Genomic DNA, 11,969 nt, shown 5'->3' with positions numbered 1-11,969 from the left:
GGGTGGGCGGGAAAGAAGGCCCGGCTGAAGGGGCCTCGTCCGGACGGGTGGGTGGTACCCCCTTTGCCCAGTTGTGATCGGGCGTGGGGACTGCGCGCCCGACCTGTTGGTGTTTTCGTGGGTGTTGGACATTCCCGGTTATGTCGTAACGGAGGTGTGCGCCATGCCCGAAGCCGCGTCGCGGCTGCATCGCTTCGCCGAACAGTTGTTGGGGGTTCCGCTCCCGATGCGCATCCGCGCCTGGGACGGTTCGCAGGCCGGGCCCCCCGGCGCCCCCACTCTGGTCGTCCGCAACCGTCGCGCCCTGCGTCGGCTGCTGTGGAAACCGGGCGAGCTGGGGCTCGCCCGGGCCTGGGTCGCCGGTGACCTGGACATCGAGGGGGATTTCTACGCCGCCCTCGATCTGCTGTCCGGGTTGGTCTGGGAGCGCGAGGGGGACACCCGAAGTCTCGTCGACGCGCTGCGCGACCCCGGTGCGCGGGCGTCGGTGCGCGGCCTCGTGAAGATGGCGGGCCTTCCTGTGCCTCCCTCCCCGCCCCGCGAGGAGGTCCCGCGCCGCCGCGTGCGCCGGCACACCAAGCGCACCGACAAGCGTGCCGTCAGCCATCACTACGATGTCGGCAACGACTTCTACCGCCTCGTCCTCGGCCCGTCCATGGTGTACTCCTGCGCCTACTGGCAGACCCCTGACGCCGCCACCACCCTCGAGGACGCCCAGCGCGACAAGCTCGACCTGATCTGCCGCAAGCTCGCCCTGACGCCCGGCCTGCGCCTCCTCGACGTCGGCTGCGGCTGGGGCTCCCTCGCCGTCCATGCCGCCCGGGAGCACGGCGTACGCGTCGTCGGCGTCACCCTCTCGCAGGAGCAGGCCACGTACGCCCGTAAGCGCGTCGCCGAAGAGGGCCTCACGGACCGGGTCGAGATCCGGGTGCAGGACTACCGGGACGTCTCCGACGGGCCCTTCGACGCCGTCTCCTCCGTGGGGATGGCCGAGCATGTGGGGAGCGAGCAGTATCTGAGGTACGCGCGCGATCTGTACGCCCTGCTCAGGCCGGGCGGCCGGTTGCTCAATCACCAGATCGCCCGTCGGCCGCAGTCGGACGAGGACGCGTACAGCCTCGACGGGTTCATCGACGCGTACGTCTTTCCGGACGGCGAACTCGCGCCCGTCGGCACGACCGTCACCCACCTCGAACAGGCCGGGTTCGAGGTGCGTGACGTCGAGTCGATCCGGGAGCACTACGCGCTGACCCTGCGGCGGTGGGTGACCGCTCTGGAGGCCGACTGGGCGCGGGCCCAGCAGCTCACCAGCCCGGGGCGCGCCCGTGTCTGGCGGCTGTACATGGCCGCCTGCGCCCTCGCGTTCGAACGCAACCGGCTCGGCGTCAACCAGGTCCTCGCCGTACGGACCTCCGGGTCGGGTGCCTCCGGGATGCCCTTGCGTGCCCGTACCTGGAACTGACGGCGCGGAGACGGCAGTTGGGCCCCGCTGGTGCGTCAGCGGGGCCCAACTGCCGTATCTCCTGCGGCTGTACCTGCTTACTTGCCTATTCCGACTGGATCGCCGCCAGCATGTTCATGCGGGCCGCGCGGCGGGCCGGCCACAGGGCCGCCAGGATGCCCACCGTGGCCGCGAGGAGCAGGAAGAGCGCCATCCTGGCCCAGGGCAGGACGAGTTCGTACGTCGGCATGCTCGTGCCCAGCAGTTCGCCGGCCGCCCAGCCGAAGAACACGCCCAGGCCGATACCCAGGACGCCGCCGAACAGGGAGATGACCAGGGACTCCAGCCGGACCATCCGCTTGATGCCCTTGCGGTCGAGGCCGATCGCGCGGAGCATGCCGATCTCCTGGGAGCGTTCGAACACCGACATGGCCAGGGTGTTGATGACCCCGAGGACCGCGACGATGACCGCCATGGCCAGCAGGCCGTAGAGCATGTTCAGCACCAGCGTGAACGTCTGCGCGATCTCGTTGGAGATGTCCTTCCTGGACTGGATCTTGATGGCCGGGTTGTCGCCCAGGGCCTTCGCCAGCCTGTCCTTCGTCGCGCTCGTCGCGCCGTCGGACGTCTTCACCATGACCCGCTTGTCGGTGTGGTCGGCCGCGTCCGTCCGGTGCGGGGCCAGCACGGTGTTGTCGATCAGGAGGCCGCTCACCACGTCATTGCCCTGGTATACGCCCGCCACGGTCAGCCGCTGCTTCCGCCCGTCGTCGAAGGTGACCGTGAAGGCCGAACCCGCCTTCCAGCCACGGGACTTGGCGGCCTCTTCGTCCACGACCACCTGGGTGCCGCCGACCTTGAACGTGCCGTCGTCGACCGTCAGCTTCGTCAGTTCGCCGATCGCGGGGCCGGTGACGCCGGTCACCCACGCCGACGTGTCGTCGATGCGGACGGCGCCGTCGCTCAAGGGGCTGACGGCGGTCACTCCGGGCGTCTTCGCCAGTTTTTCGGCGACGTCGGGCGAGAGCCCGTTGCCGTTGGCCATCGAGACGACGTAGTCCGCCCTGATCGAGGCCGACGCCATCTTGTCGATCGCCTGCTGGAGGCTGCCCGCCATCACCGTCATGCCGGTGATGAGGGTGAGCCCGATCATCAGCGCGGAGGCCGTGGCGGCCGTACGGCGGGGGTTGCGGACCGAGTTCTGGCGGGCCAGCTTCCCGGAGACGCCGAACACGCGCATCAGCGGGCCGGCGGCGGCGATCAGCGGGCGGGACAGGAGCGGCGTGAGGATGAAGACCCCGATGATGAGCAGGCCCGCGCCGATGCCCATGGGGGCCTGGCCGTCCGAGCCCTTCATCGACGTCGCGGCCAGCACCACGGCGACGCCCGCGCCCGAGACGAGCACGCCCAGCGTGTTGCGCAGCACCAGCGACTTCGTGGTCGCGGTGGCGTGGACGCTGCTCATGGCGGCCACCGGCGGGATCTTCGCGGCGCGGCGGCCGGGCAGCCAGGCCGCCAGCATGGTGATGAGGATGCCGACCGCGAGGGCCGCGCCGACCGTGCCCGGCGTGACGATCAGCGGTCCGTCGGGCAGGGTCGCGCCGAGCTTGACGATGAGGACCCTCAGCCCGGCCCCGATACCGATGCCCGTGACCAGCCCGGTGACGGCCGCCACCGCGCCGACCACGAACGCCTCGATCAGCACGGACCGGGTGACCTGCCGGCGCGAGGCACCGACCGCTCGCATCAGCGCCAGTTCCTTGGTGCGCTGCGCGACCAGCATCGTGAAGGTGTTGGCGATGATGAACGTACCGACGAACAGCGCGATGCCCGCGAAGACCAGCAGACCCTGCTTCAGGCCGCTCATCCCGGAGGCGATGAGCTTCGCCTGGTCGTCGGCGAGTTTCGTGGCCGTCGTCGTCTCGACGGCGTTGCGCGGCAGGGCCTTGTCGAGCGCCGCCTTGAGCGCGGTCTGGCTCGTGCCGGCCGCCGCCTTGACGTCGATCTCGTCGTACGTGCCCGCCTTGCCGAACAGCCGCTGCGCGGTCGCCGTGTCGAAGAGTGCGAGGCTGCCGCCGGCCCTCACGTTGCCGTCGTCCGTGGTGAAGATGCCGGAGACGGTGGGGGAGAGCACCGGGCCGTCCACCGACAGGCGCACGGTGTCGCCGACCTGGTAGCCGGCCCGCTCGGCGGTCCGCGCGTCGAGGGCGACCTGGCCGGTGCCCTTGGGCGCGGCGCCCTCCTTCAGCGGGTACCGGACGTCCTTGTCACCCCAGTAGTTCGCGCCCTCCGACTGGAAACCGCCGCCGATGAGCTTGCCGTCCTTGTCGGCGATGGCCGTGAAGCCGGTGACGACCCCCATGGCGGAGGCGGCGCCCGGTACCTTCGCGCTCTCATCGAGCAGCGCTTGCGTCAGCTCCGGGGGCTCGCTGGTCGCGTCGGCGTCATCGTCCCCGGGGCCTGGCCGCACGGCGACGTCGACCTGGTCGAAGCCCTTGGCGGAGCTGTTCTGGAGGGCGTTCGAGAGGGTGTTGGTGAAGACCAGGGTCCCGGACACGAAGGCGACGCCCAGCATCACGGCGAGCACGGTCATCAGGAGTCTGGCCTTGTGCGCGAGTACGTTGCGCAGGGCGGTACGGAACATGGGTGTCGTCTCAGTCCGTCGAGGTCGAGGGCGGGGTCGAGGGCGTGCCCAGTCGAGGGCGTGCCTGGGTGGGACCGGCCGTGCGTAGGTGTGTTGACGGAACGTCAACTCGCCGCTCAGGCGCTGGCGGTGGTGGCACGTCAGCTGGTGCGGATCGTCCTGGTGTCGAGCTGCTTCATGAGGTCCAGGACGCCGTCCGCCGTCGGGCGGTACAGCTCGTCCACGATCCGTCCGTCCGCGAGGAAGACCACCCGGTCCGCGTACGCCGCCGCCACCGGGTCGTGGGTGACCATCACGACCGTCTGCCCCAGTTCCCGTACGGAGTTGCGCAGGAAGCCCAGGACCTCGGCGCCCGCGCGGGAGTCGAGGTTCCCCGTCGGTTCGTCGCCGAAGATGATGTCGGGGCGGGAGGCCAGTGCCCGGGCCACGGCGACGCGCTGCTGCTGGCCGCCGGAGAGCTGGGACGGGCGGTGCCGGAGCCGGTCGGCGAGGCCGATCATCGAGATCACCGAATCCAGCCATTCCTTGTCGGGCTTACGGCCCGCGATGTCCATCGGAAGGGTGATGTTCTCCAGGGCGGTCAGCGTCGGCAGCAGGTTGAACGCCTGGAAGATGAAGCCGATCTTGTCCCGGCGGAGCTTGGTGAGCTGCTTGTCCTTGAGGGAGCCCAGCTCGGTGTCGCCGATGCGCACGGAGCCGGACGAGAAGGAGTCGAGGCCTGCCACGCAGTGCATCAGCGTGGACTTGCCGGAGCCGGACGGGCCCATGATCGCGGTGAACTCGGCCTGCTGGAAGTCGACGGAGACCCGGTCGAGGGCGACGACCTGCGTCTCGCCCTGTCCGTAGATCTTGGACAGTTCCGTGGCGCGGGCGGCCACCGTGGTGGTGGTCCGGTCGGCGAGGGGGGTGGAGGCGGTCACGGGCGGGCTCCTGTCGGGACGATGACGCGGCGATGGGTTCGCGGTCGGAAGCTCGTGAACCACATGAACCATCGTCATGGCCGGAGGCCGCCGTGTAGTCAGCCGCTGCGCCGGTTCCGAGGGCAGCCTCGGGGCGGACCCGGCGGTCCCGTGTCATACCTGGGGATGACGGTCGTCTCCTACGGCCTGTCTCCTACGGCCTGGCTCCTGGGGGTCCGTCTCCTGTCGCTCCTGTCTCCTGCGGGCCCGTCTCGTCGGGGCCATGGCAAGAACGGGTGGAGCCCCCTTGTTCGGACGGTGAAATTCCGTCATTCCGCATGCACGCCGGGCCGCGTCACGAAAGGCTATTGGCAAGTGCGGATGGCTCGTTCCAGGTGCTGATGCTCCCTCAGAAGTCAATAAAATAAGACAACATCGGTGCCCTCACCCGCAGTTCGGATGGGGTGTCCCGATAGGCTCGGAACCTCGATGCGGAGCCCAGGGCCTGCCCGGATGGTGGAATGCAGACACGGCGAGCTTAAACCTCGCTGCCCCTTCGCGGGCGTGCCGGTTCAAGTCCGGCTCCGGGCACTTCCGTGGTCACACCGCGTGACCTGCAAGAACAGCCAGTTGCCGCCGTTGCCGTTTCGTGTCGTGGGAGCACCACGGGAGCACCAGGGAACTGCGGCGCCCCTAAGTTCAAGCCATGGCGTATGCAACCCCACGAAGGGCCGAAGCGGTCAGGGCGCCAGTTCTCCGGGTGAAGCGGCGTCTCGGCGGCCGAAGAGGCGGCGAGCAGGGGGCCCACGACTTCCGCGACCTGTGGGTGGCGTTTCGCAGAACCGTTGACAGCGGGCGTATGCGGTCGGACACTCATGGCGGTAAGTTCGTGAAGGAAATTTCACTACGCGAACGAACGTGAAGAAGTCAACGAAGGGATCGACCGATGCGTACCACCGTCGGCATCATCGGAGCAGGCCCCGCCGGGCTCCTGCTCGCGCGGCTGCTCCACAACGCCGGTATCGACTCGGTCGTCCTGGAAAGCCGCGACCGGGAGTACGTGGAACGCCGGCAGCGGGCCGGGATTCTGGAGCAGGGGACCGTCGACGTGCTGCGCGAGGCCGGCGCCGGCGCCCGTATGGACCGGGAGGGCCTGCGCCACGACGGCATCGAGCTGCGCTACGACCGCAAGCGCCACCGCGTCGACTTCCCCGCTCTCACCGGCGGCCGGTCCGTGATGGTGTACGCGCAGACCGAGGTCTGCAAGGACCTCATCGCCCTCCAGCTCGCGGAGGGCGGCCCGCTCCTCTTCGAGGCGGAGGCGCTCGCCGTGGAGGGCGCCGACAGCGGCAGTCCGCGGGTGCGGTTCCGCCGCGAGGGGCGGGAGGACGTACTGGAGTGCGAGTACGTCGTCGGGTGCGACGGTTTCTGGGGGGTGGCCCGTACGGCGATCCCCGCCGAACTCACCCGGGTCTTCGAACGCACGTACCCCTTCGGCTGGCTCGGCGTCCTCGCCGACGTACCGCCCTCGCACGACGAGCTGGTCTACGCCCGCCACGACCGCGGTTTCGCCCTCCTCTCCATGCGCTCCCCGTCCGTCTCCCGCCTCTACCTCCAGGTGCCGGACGGCACCGACGCCGAAGAGTGGAGCGACGAGGAGATCTGGGACGAGCTGGAGCGGCGCTTCGAGACCGCCGACGGCTGGAAGCTCGACCGGGGGCCCATCACCCAGAAGTCCGTGACACCGATGCGCAGCTACGTCCACGAGCCGATGCGGTACGGGCGGCTGTTCCTGGCCGGCGACGCCGCGCACATCGTGCCGCCCACCGGCGCCAAGGGGCTCAACCTCGCCGTCGGGGACGTCATGACCTTCGCGCGCGCCCTGACCCACCAGAAGGAGACCGGGTCGGCGGAGCTGCTCGACGCCTACTCCGAGACCTGTCTGCGCCGGGTCTGGCAGGCGGAGCGGTTCTCGTACGACATGACGACCATGCTGCACCGGATGCCGGACGCCACCCCCTTCGAGGACCGGCTCCAGCTGGCCCGGCTGGAGCGGATCGCCGGCGCCCGTTCGGCGGAGACCGACCTCGCAGAGGGTTACACCGGATTCCCGCTCTGACGGCCGCGGCGGCCGGTGTTGATCAGCGGGCGGTCTCGGGACGGTACCGGGTTGGTCATAGGTCCTGGGGCTCCGTAGCCGGGAATCAGGGCGCCGCGTAGCGTGTTCGCGACAGGGACAAGGGAAAGATCCTCCTCAAGCACTAGGGTCAATCCTTTGCCCACCTATTACTCTTGAGCCCAAGGCCTACACACACGGTGGCCATGGAGGAGTGAAATGAGGAGCAGCAACCCGGTCTTCTCGCGACGGGGGTTCAGCCGCGACAACGGCTACGCGGGCTTCAACACCGCGCCGCAGGCCGGGGGCGCCGCTGTCGGTACGCAGCCGGGCAACCCGTATGCGGACCAGCACGCCCAGCAGGGCGGCAACCCGTACGCGACCAACCCCTACGCCCAGCAGGACCTTCAGCACGGCGCACCGCCGCAGGCCCCGGCCTCCACCGGCCGGATGACGATGGACGACGTCGTCATGCGGACCGCCACCACCCTCGGTGTGCTGGTCGTCACGGCGGCGCTCGCCTGGGCGCTGCTGCCCGTCGACGACGCGAACATCGGCCGGTCCTACGGCATCGCCATCGGCGCCGGTCTGGTCGCGATGGTCCTGGGCCTCGTCCAGTCCTTCAAGCGCAAGGCCTCGCCCGCGCTGATCGTGACGTACGCGGCGCTCGAGGGTGTCTTCCTCGGCGTCGTCTCCAGCGTCGTCGACAACCACATCGCGAGCGGTGCGGCCATGCAGGCCGTGATCGGCACGATGGCGGTCTTCACGGCCGTACTCGTGGCGTACAAGGCCGGCTGGATCCGCGTCAACCGCCGCTTCTACGGCTTCGTGATGGCGGCCGCGCTCGGTTTCGTGCTGCTGATGGCCGTGAACCTGCTGTTCGCGGTGTTCGGCGGCGGTGACGGCCTCGGCTTCCGCAGCGGCGGCCTCGGCATCATGTTCGGCATCATCGGCATCCTGCTCGGTGCGTGCTTCCTCGCCCTCGACTTCAAGCAGGTCGAGGACGGCATCGCCTACGGCGCGCCGCGCGACGAGGCCTGGCTCGCAGCCTTCGGTCTGACGATGACGCTGGTCTGGATCTACATGGAGTTCCTGCGGCTGGTCGCCATTTTGCAGGGCAACGACTAGTAGCCCGGTACGCAGAGCAAAACCACGACGAAGGGCCCCGGGATCCCGGGGCCCTTCGTCGTGGTGTCTGGTGTCGGTGCGCGCCTCGGTCTCTCTTCCGGGAGCTGTGCGGCTCTCAGAGAAGCTTGCGCGCGGCCCTCCTCAGGTCGTACTCGTGAATGATCGCCTTGGCGTGTCCGTACGCGAGGTTGTGCTCGTGCCGGAGCCAGCTGACCTTCTCCTCGAAGCGGAAGAGGGAGGGGCCTTCGTCAACGGTGCGCAACCAGTCGGACACTTCACGACCGGTGCATTGGGGGATGCGGGCGAGCATGTTGCGGTGGGTCTCCTCGGAGAGGACGTGGGACATCGGCGCCTCCGGACGCAAAGGGGATGTAAGCCGGTCCTTCACGCCACGGTGCCTGAGTGTTGGGTTGTTGGCAACAGTCCCGCTGCGGCGCGTAGTCTCGCGGCGTGCTGGATACCTCGCCTTTGACGCTCGCAGTGGATCACTTCGCCGACCGGTTGCGGGCTGCGCCGCAGAGTCGGCTGCAGAGGGGGGCCGCGGCGGAGGCGTTGGGGCTGGCCAGGGAACTGGCGCGGCGGGCCCAGGTGGTGGAGTCGCCCGGCGTCGAGCCGCGCGTGATGCCTGACGTGGGGATGTTCGCCGCCGCGGATCAGGTCACCGTCGCCGCGCATGATCTGGCGCTGGTGTTGCGGGGTGAGGCCGAGTTGGCCTCGGCGCTGACGCTGGTGGCGGAGGCTCAGCAGCGGGCCGGGGTGTGAGGAGCAGGGGCCTGGTGTCGGCCGTACCCCGGTGGTTGCTGGACTCGCCCGCGGCGCGGGCGCGGCACGGGGGCGGATGTCACCGCCCCGCGCCTCTGACGGGGTGCGTCAGAGGGACGCTATGACCCTGTCCGCCAGGACGTACACCGTCTCCTCGCCGCATTCGAAGGTCAGGGCGTAGGCGCCGGAGACGCCCGAGCCGCCGAGGAGGACCGGGGCCGCGCCCGCGCGCAGCGCTGCGGAGAGGCGTTCCGCTGTTTCGCGGTGGCCCGGCGTCATGCAGAGCGTCGTACCGTCCGTGAAGACGTAGACGTCGAGGGTGCCCAGGGGACCGGGGCGGACGTCGGCCAGGGTGGTGCGGGAGTCGGCGAGGTCCTCGAGGCAGGCGACCGTGCGTTCGTGGTCGTTCACGCCGGGCGACTGGGCCGGTACGAAGTCGGGGTGCGAGGGGTGCCGGCGACGGGCGGCGGCCAGTTCGGCGGACTCGCCGGCGAACTCGTCGACGTCGGTGCTGGGCTCGGTCACCGGCTCCAGGGACTCCAGGCCCGCGAAGTCCGCCGGGCGCGGCAGGAACAGTTCGCTGTCCGGGAGGCCGAGCAGAGAGGGCGCGTCCGCGGCGTCACGTGCCTCCTGGGCGGCCCAGAAGGCACGGGCCTCGGCGAGCTCCCGCTCCCGCTCCTCGGCGAGCGCCTCGGCCACCGCGGCGCGTATCGCGGCGGTGTCCGAGGAGGTGCGGGCCTGCGGCACGAGACCATGTGCGCCTACGGCGAGGTGCTGGGCGGCGAGCTCGGCGTGCAGGGCCGTGATCTGTCGACGCAGCCCCAGCAGGGTGCGCAGAACGGCGACGCCCACGGCCGTGGTGATGGTGGCTGTGGCGAGCAGCAGAGCAAGAGGCATAGCGCTCACTGACGTACTCCCGGTTCAAAGTCGACCCCCGACTTCCTACATCAGCTTGAACGATGGACTAACCACCTGTCAGTGCGTAACGTCACGAAACGGACAGGGCTTTGGGTCCGGGGTTTGGGGTCGAACGTGCTCTGACCTGCGTAAATACCTCTCCGGAGCGAGATAGGTCACATCCTGGGGGAGATTGGATCACAAATCGGCCCAGAACCCCGGTGGTTACGGGGTTCCGGGCCGAGGCATCACGCGGTGCATCCAGCCGATTACCGAAACGATTCGGCCAGTTGGGATCGCAGGGGCCGGCCGGCTGGCCCCAGCTCCAGTCCCAGCCTCAGCTCCAGCTCCCGTTCTAGCTCAGGCGCTCGATGACCATCGCCATGCCCTGGCCGCCGCCGACGCACATCGTCTCCAGGCCGAACTGCTTGTCGTGGAACTGGAGGGAGTTGATGAGGGTGCCGGTGATCCGGGCGCCCGTCATGCCGAACGGGTGGCCGACCGCGATGGCGCCGCCGTTCACGTTCACCTTCTCCAGCGGGATGCCCAGGTCGCGGTAGGAGGGGATCACCTGGGCGGCGAACGCCTCGTTGATCTCGGCCAGGTCGATGTCGTCGATCGTGAGGCCGGCGCGACGCAGTGCCTGACGGCTTGCCTCGACCGGGCCGAGGCCCATGATCTCGGGGGAGAGGCCGGAGACGCCGGTCGACACGATGCGGGCCAGCGGCGTGAGGCCCAGCTCGCGCGCCTTCGTGTCGCTCATGACGACGACGGCGGCGGCGCCGTCGTTCAACGGGCAGCAGTTGCCGGCCGTGACCAGACCGTCCGGACGGAACACCGGCTTGAGCCCCTGAGTGCCCTCCAGCGTCACGCCTGCGCGCGGACCGTCGTCCTTGCTGACGACCGTGCCGTCGGGCAGCGTCACCGGGGTGATCTCGCGCTCCCAGAAGCCGTTCTTGATGGCTTCCTCGGCGAGGTTCTGCGAACGGACACCGAACTCGTCCATGTCCCGACGGGTCACGCCCTTCAGCCGGGCGAGGTTCTCCGCGGTCTGCCCCATGGAGATGTAGGCGTCCGGCACGAGGCCGTCCTCACGCGGGTCGTGCCACGAGGTGCCCTCCTGCTCGGCGACGGCGGCGGTACGCGCCTCGGCCTCCGCGAACAGCGGGTTGTGCGTATCCGGCAGCGAGTCGGAGTTGCCCTTCGTGAACCGGGAGACCATCTCGACACCGGCGGAGATGAACACGTCACCCTCGCCGGCCTTGATGGCGTGCAGCGCCATACGGGACGTCTGGAGCGACGAGGAACAGTAACGGGTGACCGTGCAGCCCGGCAGGTAGTCCATGCCCATCTGTACGGCGACGATCCGCCCGAGGTTGTTGCCCTGCTCACCGCCGGGCAGACCGCAGCCGAGCATCAGGTCGTCGATGTCCCGCGGGTCCAGCTCCGGGACCTTGGCCAGCGCGGCCTGGATGATCGTGGCGGTGAGATCGTCCGCGCGCAGCTCCTTGAGGGACCCCTTGAAGGCGCGTCCGATGGGCGAGCGGGCGGTCGAGACGATGACGGCTTCCGGCATGACGGCTCCATTGGCGACGTGGGTGTAAGACCTGGGTGTAAGCAGACCTGGTCTGGAAGTTACCCGTACGTAGGGCCCCGGTCACGGCTGTGACGGTGTGACTCCGGCCGCAATTTTCTAAGCGCTTGCTCACTCGGTACCGGATGCGCCGGCGGTTGTGCCGGACGCGCCGGACGCCGGTGGTAATCGGCCCCTTCCCGCCAGCCACTCCCGGTACACCCGGGCCCGCTGCGCCTGGTGCGCGGGCGGGTACCGGTGGGGCTGTCGGCGTTCGACTTCGCGCCGCGTGTCGACCAGACCAACACGGGGGTTCGCCGGTTCTGCCGATGCGGCTGGTACGGCAGCCGGGGGCGGCTTCCTCGGCGGTGCGGTCGGTGGCGGTGGAGGTGTCGTACGACGACGGGGGGAGCTGGCGGACGGCGCGGATGGTGAGGGCTGCTGGGCGGGATGCGTGGGTGGCGGTGCTGCCGGGCGGGCGGTCGGTGGGCGGGGGGTATGTGTCGGTG

At 69.6% G+C, this 11,969-nt stretch carries 10 protein-coding genes and 1 tRNA gene; 6 read left to right on the top strand and 5 right to left on the bottom strand.

What is annotated here, in order from left to right; translation table 11 throughout:
* Positions 1-163 precede the first annotated feature (163 nt).
* The gene (locus ADL01_RS12635; RefSeq protein ID WP_053742051.1) at positions 164-1,462 is read left to right on the top strand and encodes a class I SAM-dependent methyltransferase; all 1,299 of its coding nucleotides are present in this window, start codon (positions 164-166) and stop codon (positions 1,460-1,462) included.
* Between the two features lie 85 nt (positions 1,463-1,547).
* Here ADL01_RS12635 and ADL01_RS12630 read toward each other — a convergent pair whose 3' ends face one another.
* Positions 1,548-4,085 carry an ABC transporter permease gene (locus ADL01_RS12630; RefSeq protein ID WP_053742050.1) on the bottom strand — a complete coding sequence of 846 codons (2,538 nt, stop codon included), beginning with the start codon at positions 4,083-4,085 and terminating at the stop codon, positions 1,548-1,550.
* Positions 4,086-4,225: 140 nt separating this feature from the next.
* The gene (locus ADL01_RS12625) at positions 4,226-5,077 is read right to left on the bottom strand and encodes an ABC transporter ATP-binding protein (protein WP_420719714.1); all 852 of its coding nucleotides are present in this window, start codon (positions 5,075-5,077) and stop codon (positions 4,226-4,228) included.
* A gap of 414 nt (positions 5,078-5,491) precedes the next feature.
* On the opposite strand from ADL01_RS12625, the gene ADL01_RS12620 reads away from it, so the two are divergent.
* From ADL01_RS12620 to ADL01_RS12610, 3 genes are all read left to right on the top strand, one after another.
* Positions 5,492-5,575: transfer RNA gene (locus ADL01_RS12620), tRNA-Leu, on the top strand.
* Between the two features lie 355 nt (positions 5,576-5,930).
* Complete coding sequence (locus ADL01_RS12615; protein WP_053742048.1) at positions 5,931-7,103, top strand: 4-hydroxybenzoate 3-monooxygenase; 1,173 nt, start codon at positions 5,931-5,933, stop codon at positions 7,101-7,103.
* A 216-nt stretch (positions 7,104-7,319) separates the two neighbouring features.
* Positions 7,320-8,228: a Bax inhibitor-1/YccA family membrane protein gene (locus ADL01_RS12610; RefSeq protein ID WP_053742047.1), complete on the top strand. Its 909-nt coding sequence runs from the start codon at positions 7,320-7,322 to the stop codon at positions 8,226-8,228.
* A gap of 115 nt (positions 8,229-8,343) precedes the next feature.
* Here ADL01_RS12610 and ADL01_RS12605 read toward each other — a convergent pair whose 3' ends face one another.
* Positions 8,344-8,574, bottom strand: a complete 231-nt coding sequence (locus ADL01_RS12605) for a DUF4287 domain-containing protein (RefSeq protein WP_053742046.1) — start codon at positions 8,572-8,574, stop codon at positions 8,344-8,346.
* 104 nt (positions 8,575-8,678) lie between these two features.
* Between ADL01_RS12605 and ADL01_RS12600 the strand changes: the two genes are divergently transcribed.
* Positions 8,679-8,990, top strand: a complete 312-nt coding sequence (locus tag ADL01_RS12600) for a hypothetical protein (RefSeq protein ID WP_078960482.1) — start codon at positions 8,679-8,681, stop codon at positions 8,988-8,990.
* A 108-nt stretch (positions 8,991-9,098) separates the two neighbouring features.
* Here ADL01_RS12600 and ADL01_RS12595 read toward each other — a convergent pair whose 3' ends face one another.
* Positions 9,099-9,887 carry a hypothetical protein gene (locus ADL01_RS12595; protein WP_053742045.1) on the bottom strand — a complete coding sequence of 263 codons (789 nt, stop codon included), beginning with the start codon at positions 9,885-9,887 and terminating at the stop codon, positions 9,099-9,101.
* A gap of 355 nt (positions 9,888-10,242) precedes the next feature.
* Entirely contained in the window at positions 10,243-11,463 is a 1,221-nt protein-coding gene (locus ADL01_RS12590; protein WP_053742044.1) for an acetyl-CoA C-acetyltransferase, read from the bottom strand.
* A 326-nt stretch (positions 11,464-11,789) separates the two neighbouring features.
* On the opposite strand from ADL01_RS12590, the gene ADL01_RS46080 reads away from it, so the two are divergent.
* Positions 11,790-11,969 (top strand): hypothetical protein (locus ADL01_RS46080; protein WP_234354611.1); only part of this gene is annotated, 180 nt, incomplete at its 3' end.

This window comes from Streptomyces sp. NRRL WC-3618 (assembly GCF_001280005.1).
Classification (GTDB): domain Bacteria; phylum Actinomycetota; class Actinomycetes; order Streptomycetales; family Streptomycetaceae; genus Streptomyces.
Note: the sequence above shows the minus strand (reverse complement) of the source record. Positions and strands in the feature narration are given on the sequence as shown.

Coding starts and splice junctions, on each gene's coding strand:
- ADL01_RS12610 (WP_053742047.1), top strand. CDS start 7,320: ATGAGGAGCAGCAACCCGGTCTTCTCGCGACGGGGGTTCAGCCGCGAC.
- ADL01_RS12590 (WP_053742044.1), bottom strand. CDS start 11,463: ATGCCGGAAGCCGTCATCGTCTCGACCGCCCGCTCGCCCATCGGACGC.
- ADL01_RS12605 (WP_053742046.1), bottom strand. CDS start 8,574: ATGTCCCACGTCCTCTCCGAGGAGACCCACCGCAACATGCTCGCCCGC.
- ADL01_RS12625 (WP_420719714.1), bottom strand. CDS start 5,077: ATGGTTCATGTGGTTCACGAGCTTCCGACCGCGAACCCATCGCCGCGT.
- ADL01_RS12635 (WP_053742051.1), top strand. CDS start 164: ATGCCCGAAGCCGCGTCGCGGCTGCATCGCTTCGCCGAACAGTTGTTG.
- ADL01_RS12630 (WP_053742050.1), bottom strand. CDS start 4,085: ATGTTCCGTACCGCCCTGCGCAACGTACTCGCGCACAAGGCCAGACTC.
- ADL01_RS12595 (WP_053742045.1), bottom strand. CDS start 9,887: ATGCCTCTTGCTCTGCTGCTCGCCACAGCCACCATCACCACGGCCGTG.
- ADL01_RS12615 (WP_053742048.1), top strand. CDS start 5,931: ATGCGTACCACCGTCGGCATCATCGGAGCAGGCCCCGCCGGGCTCCTG.